The organism is Paraburkholderia sp. NPDC080076 (assembly GCF_050281145.1).
GTDB lineage: Bacteria > Pseudomonadota > Gammaproteobacteria > Burkholderiales > Burkholderiaceae > Paraburkholderia.
In genome coordinates, this window is sequence record NZ_JBNNWQ010000004.1 from 204,936 (window position 1) to 222,386 (window position 17,451).

Here is a 17,451-nt window from a genome sequence, read left to right on the forward strand (position 1 = left end):
GGGCGCATTATAATCCCCGGCATGAATTCCCAAACCGACCTCGTCCCCGCGCCCGCGAGCGCTCCGGCCCCCGCCGGAGCAACGGAAGATCTCGCCCAGCACGCGCAATTCGTCGACTGGATGCGCTCAGTCGCCCCTTACATCCATGCATTCCGTAACAAGACGTTCGTCGTCGGGTTCGGCGGCGAGGTGGTGCATCAGGGGCTCCTGAACGCGCTCGTGTCCGACATTGCGCTCTTGCAGGCCATGGGCATCCAGATCGTGCTGGTGCACGGCTCGCGTCCGCAGGTCGAGGAGCAGATGAGCCTGCACGGCGTGGAGTCCGAGTTTTCGCACGGCATGCGAATTACGGATGCGCGCGCGCTCGAGTCCGCGAAAGAAGCGGCCGGCGAAGTGCGTCTGGATATCGAGGCCGCCATCAGCCAGGGTTTGCCGAATACGCCGATGGCGCACGCGCACATCAGCGTGGTGTCGGGCAACTTCGTGACGGCGCGGCCGGTCGGCATTCTCGACGGGGTCGATTTCGCTCACACCGGCGTGGTGCGCAAGATCGACGCCGATTCGATCCGCCACTCGCTCGCGAGCCGCAAGCTGGTGCTGCTCTCGCCGCTCGGCTTCTCGCCCACCGGCGAGGCCTTCAATCTGGCCATGGAGGACGTGGCGTCCGCCGCCGCGATCGCGCTGCGCGCCGACAAGATCGTGTTCCTGACCGAAACGCCGGGCCTGATGGAAGCCGGCGAAAACGGCCCCGAACTGGTGCGCGAACTGTCGCTCGACGACGCCTACAAGCTGCACGAAAGCGGCGAGGTCACCGGCGACGCGGGCTTCTATCTGAAGCACTCGATCCGCGCCTGCCGCGGCGGCGTGGCGCGGGCGCACATCATCCCCTACGCGCTCGACGGCAGCCTGCTGCTCGAACTGTTCCTGCACGACGGCGTGGGCACGATGATCTCGTACGAGAACCTCGAAAGCCTGCGCGAAGCCACGCCGGACGACGTCGGCGGCATTCTTGCGCTGATCGAGCCGCTCGAATCGGACGGCACGCTGGTGCGGCGCGGCCGTCACCAGATCGAACGCGACATCGACCACTTCTCGGTGATCGAGCACGATGGCGTGCTGTTCGGTTGCGCGGCGCTGTATCCGTACACGCAGGAGCGCATCGGCGAAATGGCGTGCCTGACGGTCGCGCCCGAAGCGCAAGGCACCGGCGACGGCGAGCGACTGTTGAAGCGCATCGAGCAGCGCGCGCGGGCGCGCGGCCTGACGCGCATTTTCGTGCTCACCACGCGTACCGAACACTGGTTCCTCAAACGCGGCTTTGTCAAAGTCACGGTCGACGACCTGCCGGAAGACCGCCGCCGACTCTATAACTGGCAGCGCAAGTCGCTCGTGCTGATGAAACAGCTCTGAGCGGCCCTATATATATAGCGACTGCCCGCCCCCACACCGATTTTAGGAGAAGCACAGCATGACTCGTATGGTTCAATGCGCGAAGCTCGGCAAGGAAGCCGAAGGCCTCGATTTCCCGCCGCTGCCGGGCGAACTCGGCAAGCGGATCTACGAAAGCATCTCGAAGGAAGCCTGGCAGGCCTGGTTGAAGCAGCAGACCATGCTGATCAACGAAAACCGCCTGAACATGGCTGATCCGCGCGCACGCCAATACCTGATGAAGCAGACCGAAAAGTTCTTCTTCGGCGAAGGCGCGGACACCGCGCAGGGTTATGTGCCGCCGTCGGCTTAACTGAACGCTTTCGCGCTTCAGGCTGCATCACCGAAATCCGCGCCGCGTGCGCGGATTTTTTTCGCGTCTACGCGCCACCAGATTGACCGGGGCGACGCTGCCAGATTCGCGGCCCCGGCAGCGCCGGAAAAATTCTCCAAACGGTACATTTTCGCGCCGTTTTAAGCCCCTTTTCCAGACCGCCAGGATCCGCTCAATCCCCCGCCCCGCAAGGGATTGAGCGCCCCCGCCAAGGCCCCCGCCGAACACCGGGTTTGCACGATCCTCTGTTATCGTGCTATCATGTGCCTCGTTCCAACAGCATTTCACCTTCATTCACGTTCTCTTCAATCTGGCGCGCAGTGCGTGTGCCATCCCGAACTGAACAGTTTTTATACAAGAAGGCTCGTCGGTCGCTTCCCCGTGTCATGCGCCCCCCTCGTGGGCCACATGAGCGGCGAATAAAAGCACCGGCCTTTTTCGTTTCAAGCCTTCCAGCGGCGCATGGGCCAGCTTTCAGCCACCCCAGCGTCCTCATGCACCTGCCCCCCTTCCACGGCCACGCAGGTGCAACAGTCAGCACAATCTAGACGAGTGTTTTTTCGCGACCTGTCTCGCGAGGCACGGGCGTTCTGCTTTCCATCGCGCCCAGCTCCATCGCCCTCAGCGGCGACGGAGACGCTTTTCGCATGGCTCGCGAAACTGCACTCCCCAGCAACCGTGGCGGAACGTTCATGCGCATCATGAGTTTCGTCGCAGTCATTGGAGTTTTCACCTTGACCGCTTCCAGCAACGGCTTCTGGCGACACCACAAAGAAGAACAACGCCTCTCTCTCGACGACATCACCGTCGTCGACAAATCTCTCCTCAAGCGTGCCGTCGGCGCCATGGCGCTCGGCAACGCGATGGAATGGTTCGATTTCGGCGTGTACAGCTACATCGCCGTCACGCTCGGCAAAGTGTTCTTCCCGTCGGCCAGTCCGGCTGCGCAGTTGATCGCCACGTTCGGCACGTTTGCCGCGGCGTTCCTCGTGCGGCCGGTCGGCGGCATGGTGTTCGGGCCGCTCGGCGACCGTATCGGCCGACAGCGCGTGCTCGCCATGACCATGATCATGATGGCGCTTGGCACCTTCGCGATTGGTCTGATCCCGAGCTACACGACGATCGGCATTTTCGCGCCGGTGCTGCTGCTGGTTGCGCGTCTGGTGCAAGGTTTCTCGACTGGCGGCGAGTACGGCGGCGCGGCGACCTTCATCGCCGAATTCTCGACCGACAAGCGCCGCGGCTTCATGGGCAGCTTCCTCGAATTCGGCACGCTGATCGGCTATGTGCTCGGCGCGGGTACGGTGGCCGTGCTGACCGCGACGCTCTCGAACGATGCGCTGCTTTCGTGGGGCTGGCGTGTGCCGTTCCTGATCGCCGGCCCGCTGGGTCTGGTGGGTCTGTATATCCGGATGAAGCTCGAAGAAACACCCGCGTTCAAGAAGCAGGCCGAGCAACGCGAAGCTGAAGACAAGGCCGTGCCGAAGCAGTCGTTCCGCGAGTTGCTCATGCAGCAATGGAAGCCGCTCTTGCTGTGCGTCGGCCTCGTGCTGATCTTCAACGTCACCGACTACATGGCGCTCTCGTATCTGCCGAGCTATCTGTCGGCCACGCTGCACTTCAACGAAACGCACGGCCTGTTCCTCGTGTTGCTCGTGATGGTGCTGATGATGCCGATGACGCTCGCGGCCGGCCGTCTGTCCGACACGATCGGCCGCAAGCCCGTGATGCTGTTCGGTTGCGTGGGTCTGTTCGCACTGTCGATTCCCGCCCTGCTGCTGATCCGCATGGGCACGGTGCTGCCGGTGTTCGGCGGCCTGATGATTCTCGGCGTGCTGCTGTCGTGCTTCACCGGCGTGATGCCGTCGGCGCTGCCTGCGCTGTTCCCGACCCGGATCCGCTATGGCGCGCTCGCGATCGGCTTCAATATCTCGGTATCGCTGTTCGGCGGTACGACGCCGCTCGTGACGGCATGGCTGGTCGACCGTACCGGCAATCTGATGATGCCCGCGTACTACCTGATGGGCGCGTCGCTGATCGGTATCGTCTCGGTGATGGCGCTGCGCGAAACCGCCCGCAAGCCGCTGCTCGGCTCGGGCCCGTGCGTGGCCACGCGCGCGGAAGCGCATGCCGTGCTGCGCGGCGAGCGTGAAGCCGAAGAGATGGACGAAGGCTATGCGGCAACGGCTACGGCGCGCGCCTAAGGGCGAGTTGTTCGACTGTTAGTGCGAGTTGTTAGAGAACGGGCCGGCAAAATTGCCGGCCCGTTTTTTTATGGCACCAGCGAATCGAAGCTCGCGCTGGCGTGAGCGCCTTCGACCATCAAGATGCCCGCCGAAATCGGCAGCTTGAAGCGCCGCGGCCCGGCGCTGCCAGGATTGACGAACAGCACGCCGTCGCGCTCGCTGATCAATGGCTTGTGCGAATGGCCCGTCACCACCACGCTGATCCCCTGGCTGCGCGGATCGGCGCCCACGTCGGCGATGTCGTGCACGACGAGAATCGTCACTTGCTGCACGGTTAGCGTGGTGTGCGTCGGCAGCGACGCGGCCCAGTCGCCGGTGTCGTTGTTGCCGCGCACCGCCGTGAGCGGTGCAATCCGCCTGAGCGCTTCGAGCACCGCCTCGTTGCAGATATCGCCCGCGTGAATGATCGCGTCGCAACCGGCGAGGTACTGCAAGGCCTCGGGACGCACGAGATTGTGCGTGTCGGAGATCAGGCCGATTCGGGTGCGTGTGGATTGTGGGGTGCGCAAAGTCATGTTGGAAGTATCGGGCAAATGAGCGGACGGCGTGCGCTGTCGTTTCGCATGAGCAAGTGTTCCGCGTGCTTCGAACTGCGTTGAACCCGTGCGCTCAATCCGCCGACTGCTGCTCCGCGAGCTCATGCGGCACGCGCTGCACCGGCCGCTCCGCGTTGAGCATCCGCCGCGTCGCGCCCTGCACGACGATCGAGACCAGCGCCGCGCACGCAAAGCTCAGCCACACGCCATACCGCGGCAGCATCGTCGCGGTCACGGCGAAGAACGCTGCGAACGAGGCGCGGCCAATCACCATGCCGCGCATCAGCAAAGCGACGAAGTCCGCGCCGTGCGCGCGCTGCGCCGACACCGCGAGCACGATGCCGAGCAAGGGAAACACCGACAGCAGTCCGCTCCAGGTCGCGCCCAGCGACGCGGACAGCGTGGTCACCGCGACCGTCAGCAATGCGCCGGCGAGCATGCGCACGGCGAGGTCGCCGAGTCCGAGGCGCGCCGCCGGCACGTGACCAGTCACGCGCGGCAAGCCGCTTTGCGACACCGCCACGGCGACACAGGCCGCCGCCACCGCCCATGCAAGTCCGGCCGGAAGCTGCGTGAGCAGAATGGCCACGCCGACCCAGCCCACCATGCCGACGACCAGCGCGAGCGGCCACGAGACACGGCGGCAGCTCCACGCATACGCAAAATTGAAGGCTTCCGACGCGGCAATCGCCGCGATCGAGGCCACCGACGCCTGCGCCGCGAACGACGGACCGCGCTCCAGCGCGAGCAGCAACACGATCGGCCCGGCGACTACCGGCAGCCCCGCGAGCCACCCCGCCACTGACGGCCCCCACACGCGCCCCGCCACGGTCAGCGCGGCGAGAAACGCGGGCACCAGTACGACTTTGAGCGCGAGCAGCAAGCTTACGATTCCAGCAGGTGTTCGATGCGCCGGTCCGGAACCAGCCACCACGCGGCAGCCAGCGTATAGAGCGCGGCCGAAACCCACGGCGCGACAAACGCCAGCGCAATGCCCGCCAGATAGATCACGACCGAGACCTTGCCCTTGAAGTCGTTGCCGACCGCTTTGGCGAGGGTCGAGTCCCCGCCGTGCTCGCGGATCAGCACGCCCGTCAGAATGAAATACGCGATCGACGACATGAACAGCACCACGCCGTACATCGCGGTCGGCCAGGAGGCCAGATGGTTTTCGCCGGCCCAATGCGTGACGGCCGGCAGCAGCGACAGCCAGAACAGCAGATGCAGATTGGCCCACAGCACCGCGCCGTTGACCTTCTGCACGGCATGGAACATGTGATGATGATTGTTCCAGTAGATGCCGACGTAGATGAAGCTCAGCACGTACGCGCAGAACACGGGGAGCACCGGACGCAGCGCGGCGAGATCGAAGCCTTCCGGCACTTTCAACTCGAGCACCATGATCGTGATGATGATGGCGATCACGCCATCGCTGAAGGCTTCGACACGTCCCTTGCCCATCGGTTGGATTCCTGATGATGAATGCGGTTGTGCGCACCGTTCGCCCGCATTCCGCAGACGACCCGCGCCGTTGCCGATTATCCGCGATGGCCCGACGCTTTGTCGATGCGCCTGATCGATCGCCAGCGTGCCGCGCTCAGGCTGAAGCGCCGTCCGGGTAGTAGACGGCGAGCCACACGCTGGGCTCCTGATCGCTCGTCCATGCCACCCGATGCCGGCAATGCGCGTCGATCAGCACATGATCGCCGGCCTTCATCCGATGCGGCTCGGCCTCGCCTTCGAATTCGAGCGCCGCCGCGCCGCTCAGCAGCACGACCCATTCCGCGCGCGGACTGTCGTACCAGAAGCCCGGCGGACTGGCATGCCCCATCGAGACGATCCGCTCGATGCTCACGCCGCCCTGCTCCACGAACGTGTCGACCTGCTCGTCCGCGCCCGCTGGTGCCCGGTCGTCGAACAGATTGCCGCTTCTGATTGCGCGCTTCACCGTATGTGCTCCGCTCACTTCATTGGCTTGAGTCCATCGAGCAAGGTCGGCACCAGTTCGCTGATGGTCGGGTGGATATGCATCGCATACTCCAGCGTCGGATACGGCGCGCCCGCCGTCATGATGTCGATGAACGTGTGCAGCGCCTCATCGCCTTCGATGCCGTGAATCGCCGCCCCGAGAATCTGCTTGCTCTCCTTGTCGACCATCACCTTCATGAAGCCGTCGGTCTCGCCCCGTTCGCGCGCGCGGCCCACTCGCGTCATCGGCATGGTGGCGATCAGCGCGTCGCGGCCCGCCTTGCGCACCTCGGCCTCCGAGGCGCCGACACGCGCGAGCGGCGGATCGACGAATACCGCATACGTCATGATCCGCGTATCGACGCTGCGCGAGCCGCCGTCGAGCAGATTGGCCGCGACGATCTGATAGTCGTCGTAGGAGGTGTGGGTGAAGGCGCCCCGCCCGTTGACGTCGCCGATCGCCCAGACGCCCGGCACGTTGGTGCGCAACTGGCCATCGACCGGAATCGTGCCGTGTTTGTCCGTCGTGATGCCGGCGGCCGCGAGGCCGAGGTCGTCGGTATTCGGTTCGCGGCCGGTCGCGAACAGCAGGTGCGACGCTTCGAGCGCGGGGATGTTCTGCTCGAAGCCGATGCACACTTCGTTCTCGCGATGCGGATGCGGCTCGACCCGCGAAGGCTGCACGCCGAAGCGAAACTCCACGCCCTCGCGGGCCAGCACCTTGTGCACGGAATCGGCGAAATCGGCGTCCTCGCGGGTGAGCAGGCGCTCGCCGCGCACCAGCACGGTCACCTGGCTGCCGAAGCGGCGAAAGATCTGCGCGAATTCGAGCGCGATATAACTCGCGCCGACGATCACCAGATGACTCGGCAATTCGGTCAGGTCGAGCAGGTTGGAGTTGGTGTAGTAGCGAATCCGCTCGAGTCCGTCGAGCGGCGGCACGACGGCGCGCGTGCCTGTATTGATGAAGATTTCGTCGGCGCTGACTTCGTCGAGCAGGTTGCCGTCCAGCCCGCTGATGGCGAGCGCATGCGGTTCGGTGAAGCGCGCGTGGCCTTTGAACACGCTCACGTTCTTCGTGCCGCGCAGCCATTTCTCGACGCCGTCGCGCGACTGCCCGATGATCTCGTCCTTGCGCGCCTTGACCGCGGCCAGGTCGACGCTGATCGCGCCGCCCACCTGCACGCCGAGTTCCGCGCAATGACGCGCGACATGCGCCGCGCGGGCGCTCGCCACATAGGATTTGGTCGGCGTGCAGCCGACGTTGACACAGGTGCCGCCAAAGGCAGCCCGTTCAATGACCGCGGTTTTACGGCCGCTTTGACCGAGACGCACGGCGAGCGGTGAGCCGCCTTGTCCCGTACCGATCACAACTGCGTCGAAGTGCTGTGGCATGGCAACTCTCCCGAGGCTGGGGTGCTGGTCGTAGCATCTTACCCTTCGCCCTTGGAATCACCATGTTGTGCCGCTCACTACTGCCGCGGATTGTTGCGGATGACTGCTGTTTTCCGTCTGTTTTGCTCAGGCGTGGCAATGCACGGCGCAGATCAATTCGCGCGAACGTTGCAGCGCGGCCTGCGCGCCCCGGGACGCCATTACCCAGCCGACCTGGCCGAGATTGAAATCCTGCGACACCATCACCTGCATGAGGGCGACCATCGGTAAGACCACCGACGGCCGGTAAAGCTGGTCTCTGATTAAAGCTGGCATGACAACTCCCATCGCACGATGCCGCTTCGGCATCGCACTCAATTTACCTTTCGATGGGAGCATTTTAGGGAGACCGACCTCGCGGATAAATACCGGGAACGCGAAGTCACTTGTTTGTCAAACCGAACAATCGAATCCGGCTGCCCGCGGCCGCACCCGGCGAAAGCCCGCATTCGCAGGCCCGGCAAGGCGTCCGGGCTTGCATGCGGGTCGCCGCCGGGTTCAGGAGGCGTCGGCCACGTTGAGCTGCGCGTCCCACAAAGCGCGGGCATACGCGCTTGCCCCGACCGGGCGGCTGTAAAGATAGCCCTGCTGCTTGTCGCAATCGATCGCGCGCAGGAACGCCGCCTGTTCGGCGGTTTCTACCCCTTCGGCGGTGACGTTCATGCCGAGGGAGTGCGCCATCGCCACCACCGCCTGGGTAATCGCAATCGAATCGCGATGATCCGGCAGCCCCGCGACAAACGAGCGGTCGATTTTCAGGTTATGCAGCGGGAAGCGCTTCAGATACGACAACGATGAATAGCCGGTGCCGAAATCGTCGACGGAAATGCGCACGCCCATGGCGTTCAGCGCGCTCAGCATCGGCAGGACGGTTTCGCTGTCGCTCATCAGCAGCCGCTCGGTGATCTCCAGCTCCAACGCCGTCGGTTCGAGCCCGGACTGCGCGAGACAGCGTTCGATCCGCTCCACCAGGCCGTCGTTGAACTGCCGCGGCGACAGGTTCACCGCGACGATCAGCTCCGGCGCCAGCGTGCGGCGCCATTGCGCCACCTGCTCGCAGGCCCGCGCCAGCACGAAGTCGCCGATCTCGACGATCAGCCCGGCATCTTCGGCCACGGGGATGAATTCCCCCGGCGACACGTTGCCCAGCTCGCTGTTGTACCAGCGCAGGAGCGCCTCCGCGCCGATCGTGCGGCCGTCGTGGCTATCGACGATCGGCTGGTACACGAGGCTCAGTTCGCTGGCGGCGAGCGCGCGCCGCAGCGATTGCTCGATCGTGAAGCGGCGCTGCAGATGCTGATTCAGCTCGGCGGTGAAGAACTGGAAGTTATTGCGGCCGCGCTGCTTGGCGTGATACATCGCCGAATCGGCGTTGCGCATGAGCGTGGCGACGTCCTGGCCGTCTTCGGGAAAGCGGCTGATGCCGATCGACGCGCCCAGGTAGTACTCGTTGTCCGCCACCGCGAACGGCACCGCGATCATGTCGAGGATGCGGCGCGCGAGGCCGATCAGATGCCCGGTGTTTTCATACGCGCTGACCACGATCACGAATTCGTCGCCGCCCACGCGCGCGAGCGTGTCCTCGGCCGAGATGCACGCCGAGAGGCGCTCCGCCACGCTGCACAGGAGCGAGTCGCCGGCCTCGTGACCGGCGGTGTCGTTGACTTTCTTGAAGCCGTCCAGATCGACGAACAGCACGGCGACGCTCGCCAGCTCGCCCATGCCGGACGACATGTCCGGCGTGAACAGATCGCGCATCCGCTCGGTAAGATAGGCGCGGTTGTAGAGGCCGGTGAGCGAATCACGGGTGGCGAGGAACTTGAGTTGGCGCTGCGCCTCGCGCACAGGTCCGATGTCGGTGAACGAAATCAGCACCGAACTGGGTTCGCTCTCGCCCGGCTTGATGATCGGCACGACGTTCTCGGTGATCCAGACGATGTCGCCGCCGATCAGCTCCACGCCGATCGTGACGCCGAGCACGGGTTTGCCGGTTGCCAGCACCTGGGCGGTCGGACGAGCCGTATCGGCGACGAGCGAGCCGTCCTCGTGATACGCGCGCACCATCACCGTATGAATACTGCGGCCGACGATCTGCGGGGTCGCGCGCAAAATGCGCTGCGCGCTCGGATTGCAGGCGAGCACGATGCCCCCGCGCGACTGCACCACGATCCCTTCGATCAGGTGATCGACCACCAGCCGGTGATGCTCCTCGCTGTGCGCGAGGCGCTGAACCATGGTGTCCTGATGCACGGCGAGACCGACGCTGTGACCGATGTCGCGCAGCATCGCCTCTTCCTCGGCGCTCGGACGGCGCGGCACGCGGTAGTACACCGCGAAGGCGCCGAGCACCACGCCGGAATCGTTTTCAAAGGGCACCGACCAGCAGGCCCGCAGGCCGAGCGGTAACGCGAGGTGCCGGAAGTCGGCCCACAGCGGATCGGTTTCGATATCCTCGACGACGACGAGACGCCGCTCGTACATCGCGGTGCCGCACGAGCCGACCCGTGGGCCGATCGCGGCGCCGTCGATCGCCGCGCTGAAGTGCGCCGGCAGCGACGGCGCGCCGCCCACTCTGGTGTGCACGCCGTCGGGGTCGAGCAGCAGGATTGAACAGGACGCGCCTTCCCCCAGCAGCGCTTCCGCGCGGCGGCATACTTCGTCAAGCAATTCCGGCAGCGGCGTGTTGCGGGTGATCAACCGCAACACCGTGCGCTCCGACGCCAGCACCCCTTCGGCGAGATTCGATCCATAGCGGCCTTCAGGCGCTGCTCCCAGCGTGTTTTCTGATGTCGCTTCGCAAGTCATATGTGCGCCCCCTAACCCGACATCGGCAAGTTAGTGTACGCGGCACACGGGGGTTTACGCGAGGCCGGCGAATTTAATTCGTCGCGTGTCGCAGACGGGTTGGCCAATTGGGCCGGTCGATCGCTGGGTCAAACGGCCCAATGGCCATGCTGGAGCGGGTGATGACGCCGTGGGCGGGCGCCGCGCGGGCCGGGTTTCGGGCTCCGCTGCCGCCTGTGGCGCAGGCGGAACCCGAATCGCGCTGGAACACGCCGTGGCGACTTGCGCATGAGCGCGATCAGCTATGCTGATCCGGTGGACGGCCGCCGCCTCCGCCTCCGCCGCCTCCGTGTCCTCCGCCACCGTTACCGCCGTTGCCGCCGCCCGGCGGCCTGTCTCCGCCACCTTGAGGGTGACCGCCTTGGGGCCGGCCACCGGCATTGCCCTGCGGTTGACCACCCGGTGGCCGCCCGCCAACATTCCCCGGCGGCTGACCACCCGATGGCTTTCCTCCGCCATGCCCCGGTGGCTGACCGCCCGATGGCCTTCCTCCGCCATGCCCCGGTGGCGACCCGCCCGGCGGTCTTCCTCCGTCGTGCCCCGGTGGCGGTCCGCCCGGCGGTCTTCCTCCGCCGTGCCCGGGTGGCGGTCCGCCGGGTGGCCTTCCTCCGCCGTGCCCTGGTGGCCGTCCCGCGCCGGGTCGCGGCGGGGGCGGCGGCGGATGATGCGCCCAGCGCGATTGCTGGCCGTACCAGGGCCGGCCGCGATAATAGTTGCCCCAGTACGTACCGATCGAGAACGTCACGATCGGCAGCCCGATCACCGTGCCGTAGTTCATCACCGGTACGTTGGCGCCCTGGTAGGGATAACTGAGCGACCCTGCATAGGCCCAGCCGCGCAAGTTCGGCGCGGCGACATCGCACCATTGATAGTTGCTGATGCAGCCCATGACGCTCAATGGCACACCGCGCGGCAGTTGCGCCACGACCGGATAATCCGGCGCCGGACCCGCGCGAACGTTGACGGTAGTGTTGGTATAAGCCTGCGACTGCGCGCCAGCTACAGCGGGTAAGGCAAGCGCGCCGGCCGCCGCATACAGACAACGAACGAGGTGTTGTTTCATTCTTTCTCCCGTTTCAAGGGCCGCGTTGGTGTTGCCAGGTGTTGGCGGCCTGTCCGGCTTGTTGTGAGTCCTGCTTCCGGTCCCTGCAATGCACGCCGCATTGCCATGCGCGGTGCGTCGGCTCACAGGCGAGTTGCACGGCACATGCCTGAAAGCGTTTGGTCAACGTCTCGCGTCGATTCCTGCCGTCCCCGTGAGGCAAGATTTGGTAACCACCCACGTGAACTCACGCGTTTTTCGGTCGTCCGTATTCCGGCAACTCGGCCGATCATCCATTGCATGAAAAAGCCATGCACTGCCGGGACCGCCATGACAAGAATCCGCCCACTTCTGATCGCCGCGCTGATGTTCGCGCAGCCATCCGCCCACGCCACCAGCTTCGACTGCAACAGGGGGCGCTCGTTAACGGAGAAGATGATCTGCAACGACCCCGCGCTCTCGAAGCTCGACGACACGCTGGGGCAACTGTACTGGAAAGCGCGTCGGCGGGTCACCAACCGGCGGGCCTTTCTCACCGACAGCGACAGCAAGTGGGCATGGCGTGAAGCGAACTGCCGCGATGCGGCGTGTCTGGGGACGTGGTACGCGACGCGTATCGAAGAACTGCGGAAACTGATCGACAGCATGCAAGCCGGAACGCCGCCGCCGTCCGCTACGCCGGTTGAACCGGACACGCGGCGCAGGCCGCTCATGGCGCCCGCGCAGCCCACCGAGGTGGCGATGCGTCAGTGCACGGCAGCGAATCCGGGGATCGCGATGAACGAACAGTGTTCCACCGTGCTCAGGGAGACCAGCGGTCAGTGGAAACATCAAGCGCGTGGCGGCGACTGGTTCTGCGGCGTCGCGATGCTCGCACCGGCGGAGATGCAGGCGGACGCCGCGCAATGAGAAAGGTGATGCGCATGCTGGCGGAGCGCCGCCACGCCAGCATGCGTGCAAGGTGGTCGTTCTCCCGCGAAGGCGGCGAAAGCACTGCTACCGGCCGCTCCAGAATCTGCGCTGAACTTCCATCACCTCGGCTTCCACCTCGGGCACCGGCCCGAGCACCTCGACCGGCTTCTGGCAATGATCGAAGACATACCGGCAGTCCACGCTCATGGTCGGATTCTCGGCGTGATCGCCGGTTGCTTCCAGCAAGCGCTTCTCGGTCATGCCGAACACGACCCGGCCGATGTTTGCCCAATACATCGTCCCGGCGCACATGCAGCAAGGTTCGACCGACGTGTACAGCGTGCAACTCCACAAATACTCCGGCGTGAAGTTCAACGCCGCCACGCGCGCCAGCACCGACTCGGCGTGATTCACCGTGTCGACGTTGCCCTGCTCCATCAGCACGGTCTCCTGGTCCGGCCCGACCAGCACCGCGCCGAACGGATGATGTCCTAGCAGCGTCGCCCGCTCCGCCACCCGGCTCGAATGCCGCAGATGCCGCACGATCTGTTCGTGCGTGGGCGTCAAACCCTGCGGCGGATAGTTCGCGGCCGCGGTGGCGGCCTCCGTCGAAACGGTCAGACTCACGGGCGATCTCCTTGAATAATAGTTAGATTAGCGAAGTAAATTTCTACTTGGGCAGCGAGCCATCCACGCCTTGCACGAACCAGTTCAAACGCAGCAGTTCCGGATCGCTCAGCGACTTGCCCGCGGCGACCTTCACCGCGCCGGATTGATCCATGATCGGACCGGCAAACGGATTGAACTTGCCGGAGATAATGTCGTCGCGCTTCTGGCTCAAGGCCTTTTGCGCGGCCGGCGATACGGCGTCGGTGTTGATGTCGGCGAGATCGATCGCTTTCTCTTTCAGCCCCCACCACACCGGCGAGTTGTTCCATGTGCCCGCCATCACCTGATCCACCAGATGCGTGTAGTACACGCCCCAGTTGCTCACGCATGCGCCGAGTTGCGCGTTCGGCCCGAACTTCTTCATATCCGAGTCCCAGCCGAACGCATGCACCTTCTTCTGCTCGGCGGTCTGCATGGTCGCCGTCGAATCGGTGTTCTGGATCAGCACGTCGGCGCCCTGGCCGATCAGCGTTTCGGCAGCCTGCTTTTCGCGGCCCGGATCGAACCAGCTGTTGATCCACACCACCTTCACGCGCGCATTCGGATTGACCGAGCGTGCGCCCATCGTGAACGCGTTGATGTTGCGCACGACTTCGGGCACCGGCACGGAGCCGACAAAGCCGAGTGTATTCGACTTGGTCGTATAGCCCGCGACGAGACCTGCCAGGTAAGCGCTCTGATAGGTGCGCACGTCGTAGGTGGCGAAGTTGGCGGCCTTCTTGTAGCCGGTGGCATGTTCGAACACGGCGTCCGGGAAGTCCTTCGCGACCTTCAGTTCGAAATCCTGGAAGCCGAAGCTCGAACCCACCACGATCTTGTTGCCCTTGGACGCCAGATCGCGGAACACGCGCTCCGAATCCGCCGACTCCGGCACGTTCTCGACGCGCGTCACCTTGACCTTGTCGCCGAACTTCGCCTCGAGCGCTTTCACGCCCTGTTCGTGCGCGTAGGTCCAGCCGGCGTCGCCGGGATTGCCGAGATAGACGAAGGCAATGCCGATCGGCTGCGTGGCGGCGGCCGACGCCCCCGCGGCGCTGAATGCCAGGCTCGCGCCAAGCGTCGCTGAAATGAGCGTGCGGACGGTTCGGACGGTTTTGATGCGCAGTGAATGATGCAGCGCTCGCGCCAGCGTTGTTTTCATGGATTCTCCAAAGATGGTTGAAGGTGCCTGCCCCAGCGCTCGGGATGACCCGGGCAAGGCTCCAGCATAGGGGGCCATATTCGAAGGTCAATTTCAGCGGAAAAATTATTATTCGTTATCTCGTCTATAACGAATCCAGTATTCTGGGTGCCCAGGAAAACATGTTCGATGACTTCGAACGAGTGCATCGGAGAAGTGGTACGGCAAGCATCTCGCACAGGCGCACTATGACTCTCACCAACCCGCAACACTCTTTCGGAGATTCAAAATGACTCGCTTCCAAGGTAAGTCGGTTCTCGTCACCGGCGGCAGCAGCGGCATCGGCTTCGCAGCCGCCAAGGCATTCGCCCACGAAGGCGCCCGTGTGGTCATCACCGGCCGCGACGCCGATGCGCTCGAAACGGCCAGACTGGCGCTCGGCGCCGACGCCGTCGCGGTGCGCAACGACGCCGGCTCGGTGGCGTCGGCGCGTGAACTGGCCGCCGCGATCAGCGCCGCCGGCATCCGCCTCGACGCGGTGTTCGTCAACGCCGGCACCGCGAAATTCGCGCCGTTCCCGGATGTCGACGAAGCCTTCTGGGACGCGATGTTCAACATCAACGTCAAGGGCGCCTACTTCCAGATTCAGGCACTGCTGCCGTTGCTCAATCGCGGCGCGTCGATCGTGATCAACGGATCGATCAATGCGCATATCGGTATGCCGGCGTCATCCGTGTATGCGGCGAGCAAGGCCGCCGTGATTTCGCTGGCGAAGACGCTGTCGTCGGAATTGCTGCCGCAAGGCGTGCGCGTCAATGTGGTGAGCCCCGGCCCGGTGCAAACGCCGCTGTATGGCAAGCTCGGTCTCGACGCCGCCGCGCTCGAAGCCACCGCCGCGCAGATTCTCGGCCAGGTGCCGGTCGGCCGCTTCGGCACGCCGGAAGAAATCGCCTCGACCGTGCTGCATCTTTCGGCGCCGGAATCGGCGTTCATTGTCGGCACGGAAATCATCGCCGATGGCGGTATGAGCCAGCTTTAAGCTCGCGCTTAGGCGAGCCGCGCACGCGGCTCGCCGATCTGTCGCCCAGTCACGCGCGACGCGCTTCAGTGAAGCTTCGGCGACGGATCCGCCTCGTCGTCATCGGGCAATTCGCCATCGCCGAACAAGTCGGCACACAGGCTTTCGCCGAGTTCGCTCAGGCGCGCCGTGCCTGTCCCTTCCTCGTTGAAGGTGGTGTCGACCAGACCGCCGTCGACGAGCGCCGTCAAGTGCCGGCGCAAGCCGCTCATCGGCACGCCCGCCTGCTTCGACAGTTTGGCGAGCGACCACGCGCCGCCCGGCGTCTCCCGATGCGCGCGCCACAGTTGCGTCAGCACGGCGGCCAGCACCGGATCGAGTTCGTCGTCTTCCATGGTGAATGTCTCCTCGTTCTCTTATGCCATCTGTGTGACCAACTCACCCAACGTCTTCAAAGCCGCTTCGGTCTGCGCCGTCCACGGATAGCTGTAGTTGAGCCGGATGAAGTGGCGGAAATCGTTGCGCGTCGAAAACATCATGCCCGGCCCGACCGTGATGCTGCGCGCAAGCGCCGCCTGGTAAAGCCGCATCGAATCGACACGCTCGGGCAGTTCTACCCACAGCACGTATCCACCCTGCGGCGTCGACATACGCGTGCCGACCGGAAAAAACCGCTGCACCATCGCCATCATGATGCTCGCCTGCTGCCGGTAGACCTTGCGCACGTGCCGCAGATGCCGGTCGTAGCCGTCCTGCCGCAAATAATCGGCGACCGCGACTTGCGGCACCGACGGCGTGGTCAGCGTATTGAGAAACTTCAGCTTCTCGACCTGCGCGCGATAGCGTCCCGGCAGCGCCCAACCGATCCGGTACGACGCGGTCAGGCTCTTCGAAAACGACGCGCAGTGCAGCACCAGCCCTTTCTTGTCGAAGTTCTTCAAGGTCGACGGCCGCGTCTCGCCGAAGTACAGCTCCTGATAGACATCGTTTTCGATCACGGGAATCTCGTGCGCGGCGAGCAGTTCGACCAGTTGCCGCTTGCGCGTGTCGGGCATCTGGAAACCGAGCGGATTCTGGAAGTTCGGCATCACCATGCAGGCCGCGATTTTCTGTTCGGCGATCACTTGAGCCAACGCCTCGATATCGATGCCGTGCACCGGATGCGTGGACACCTCGATCGCGCGCATGCCCAGACGCTCGATGGCATGCAGCATCGCGTAATAAGTCGGCGATTCGACGGCCACCGTGTCGCCGGGTTTGGCGACCGCCTGCAGGCTCAGGTTGATCGCTTCGGTCGCGCCGAGCGTGATGACGATTTCGTCGGGATCGACCGGCACGCCGTTCTCGGCGTAGCGCCGGGCGATCTGCCGGATCAGTTCGGGGTTGCCCGGCGGCAGGTCGTCAATCAGGTTCCAACTCGCGTGGCGTCGCGCGATCGCGTTCGCGTACTGGTTGATGCGCCGCCACGGGAACAGCGACGGATCCGGATACGGCGAGCCGAACGGCACGGCGTCGTGCGCGCGGATGCTGCGCAACGTCGACAGCACGAGGCGGCTCACGTCCACCGCGGCGGCCACCGGCGGCGTCTGCGGTGTTGACAGGCGGCCGGGCCGCGGTTCGTCGAGCGCTACTGCCCGCGCTGCGGCGTCGCGCACGAAATAGCCCGACTGCGGACGGGTCTCGACGATCCCACGGCTTTCCAGCAACGCGTATGCGTGCAACACCGTCTTGATGCTGACGCCGTGCTGCTGACTCGCCTGGCGCACCGACGGAATCCGCTCGCCCGCCGCGAACACCCCGCGGCGCACGGCTTCGGTCATTTCATCGGCGAGTTTTTCGTACAGTTTCAAGGACCTGAGTCAAACCGAAGCGTGGGCTGGAACGCCAGTCTATGACAAAA

At 64.7% G+C, this 17,451-nt stretch carries 17 protein-coding genes; 5 read left to right on the plus strand and 12 right to left on the minus strand.

Annotated features, from left to right (window positions below; genetic code table 11):
• The first annotated feature begins 21 nt into the window (after window positions 1-21).
• The 3 genes from argA to proP all read left to right on the plus strand — a co-directional run bounded on the left by argA (window position 22) and on the right by proP (window position 3,966).
• Window positions 22-1,410 (plus strand): amino-acid N-acetyltransferase, encoded by a 1,389-nt coding sequence (gene argA, locus ACQKRQ_RS17920; RefSeq protein WP_132373802.1) that lies wholly within the window; start codon window positions 22-24, stop codon window positions 1,408-1,410.
• Between the two features lie 58 nt (window positions 1,411-1,468).
• Window positions 1,469-1,741: an oxidative damage protection protein gene (locus ACQKRQ_RS17925; RefSeq protein ID WP_007181244.1), complete on the plus strand. Its 273-nt coding sequence runs from the start codon at window positions 1,469-1,471 to the stop codon at window positions 1,739-1,741.
• A 722-nt stretch (window positions 1,742-2,463) separates the two neighbouring features.
• Window positions 2,464-3,966: a glycine betaine/L-proline transporter ProP gene (gene proP / locus ACQKRQ_RS17930; RefSeq protein ID WP_408313466.1), complete on the plus strand. Its 1,503-nt coding sequence runs from the start codon at window positions 2,464-2,466 to the stop codon at window positions 3,964-3,966.
• Window positions 3,967-4,034: 68 nt separating this feature from the next.
• Here the strand turns inward: proP and ACQKRQ_RS17935 are convergent, their stop codons facing one another.
• The 8 genes from ACQKRQ_RS17935 to ACQKRQ_RS17970 form a co-directional block, all read right to left on the minus strand.
• Complete coding sequence (locus tag ACQKRQ_RS17935) at window positions 4,035-4,523, minus strand: metallophosphoesterase family protein (protein WP_427478524.1); 489 nt, start codon at window positions 4,521-4,523, stop codon at window positions 4,035-4,037.
• Between the two features lie 94 nt (window positions 4,524-4,617).
• Window positions 4,618-5,424, minus strand: coding sequence for a hypothetical protein (locus ACQKRQ_RS17940; protein WP_427479248.1), 807 nt, complete (start codon window positions 5,422-5,424; stop codon window positions 4,618-4,620).
• Between the two features lie 5 nt (window positions 5,425-5,429).
• Window positions 5,430-6,005, minus strand: coding sequence for a TMEM175 family protein (locus ACQKRQ_RS17945; RefSeq protein WP_132373799.1), 576 nt, complete (start codon window positions 6,003-6,005; stop codon window positions 5,430-5,432).
• A gap of 136 nt (window positions 6,006-6,141) precedes the next feature.
• Entirely contained in the window at window positions 6,142-6,492 is a 351-nt protein-coding gene (locus tag ACQKRQ_RS17950; protein WP_427478526.1) for a cupin domain-containing protein, read from the minus strand.
• A 14-nt stretch (window positions 6,493-6,506) separates the two neighbouring features.
• A complete protein-coding gene (locus ACQKRQ_RS17955; protein WP_427478528.1) occupies window positions 6,507-7,907 on the minus strand; it encodes an FAD-containing oxidoreductase in 1,401 nt (466 codons plus the stop codon).
• A gap of 126 nt (window positions 7,908-8,033) precedes the next feature.
• Complete coding sequence (locus tag ACQKRQ_RS17960; protein WP_012433618.1) at window positions 8,034-8,222, minus strand: hypothetical protein; 189 nt, start codon at window positions 8,220-8,222, stop codon at window positions 8,034-8,036.
• 222 nt (window positions 8,223-8,444) lie between these two features.
• Complete coding sequence (locus ACQKRQ_RS17965; RefSeq protein ID WP_408175821.1) at window positions 8,445-10,751, minus strand: putative bifunctional diguanylate cyclase/phosphodiesterase; 2,307 nt, start codon at window positions 10,749-10,751, stop codon at window positions 8,445-8,447.
• Window positions 10,752-11,028: 277 nt separating this feature from the next.
• A complete protein-coding gene (locus ACQKRQ_RS17970) occupies window positions 11,029-11,853 on the minus strand; it encodes an SH3 domain-containing protein (RefSeq protein WP_427478530.1) in 825 nt (274 codons plus the stop codon).
• Between the two features lie 309 nt (window positions 11,854-12,162).
• On the opposite strand from ACQKRQ_RS17970, the gene ACQKRQ_RS17975 reads away from it, so the two are divergent.
• Window positions 12,163-12,741: a lysozyme inhibitor LprI family protein gene (locus ACQKRQ_RS17975; RefSeq protein ID WP_427478532.1), complete on the plus strand. Its 579-nt coding sequence runs from the start codon at window positions 12,163-12,165 to the stop codon at window positions 12,739-12,741.
• An 87-nt stretch (window positions 12,742-12,828) separates the two neighbouring features.
• Here ACQKRQ_RS17975 and ACQKRQ_RS17980 read toward each other — a convergent pair whose 3' ends face one another.
• Window positions 12,829-13,371: a nucleoside deaminase gene (locus ACQKRQ_RS17980; protein WP_207915615.1), complete on the minus strand. Its 543-nt coding sequence runs from the start codon at window positions 13,369-13,371 to the stop codon at window positions 12,829-12,831.
• A 43-nt stretch (window positions 13,372-13,414) separates the two neighbouring features.
• Window positions 13,415-14,554, minus strand: coding sequence for a BMP family ABC transporter substrate-binding protein (locus ACQKRQ_RS17985; RefSeq protein WP_132373793.1), 1,140 nt, complete (start codon window positions 14,552-14,554; stop codon window positions 13,415-13,417).
• 268 nt (window positions 14,555-14,822) lie between these two features.
• On the opposite strand from ACQKRQ_RS17985, the gene ACQKRQ_RS17990 reads away from it, so the two are divergent.
• On the plus strand, window positions 14,823-15,572 hold the full coding sequence (locus ACQKRQ_RS17990) for an SDR family oxidoreductase (protein ID WP_427478535.1): 750 nt from the start codon (window positions 14,823-14,825) through the stop codon (window positions 15,570-15,572).
• 65 nt (window positions 15,573-15,637) lie between these two features.
• Here the strand turns inward: ACQKRQ_RS17990 and ACQKRQ_RS17995 are convergent, their stop codons facing one another.
• Together ACQKRQ_RS17995 and ACQKRQ_RS18000 are read right to left on the minus strand one after the other, a co-directional pair.
• Window positions 15,638-15,946, minus strand: coding sequence for a winged helix-turn-helix domain-containing protein (locus ACQKRQ_RS17995; protein ID WP_132373791.1), 309 nt, complete (start codon window positions 15,944-15,946; stop codon window positions 15,638-15,640).
• A 21-nt stretch (window positions 15,947-15,967) separates the two neighbouring features.
• A complete protein-coding gene (locus ACQKRQ_RS18000; protein WP_132373790.1) occupies window positions 15,968-17,401 on the minus strand; it encodes a PLP-dependent aminotransferase family protein in 1,434 nt (477 codons plus the stop codon).
• Window positions 17,402-17,451: the final 50 nt, after the last annotated feature.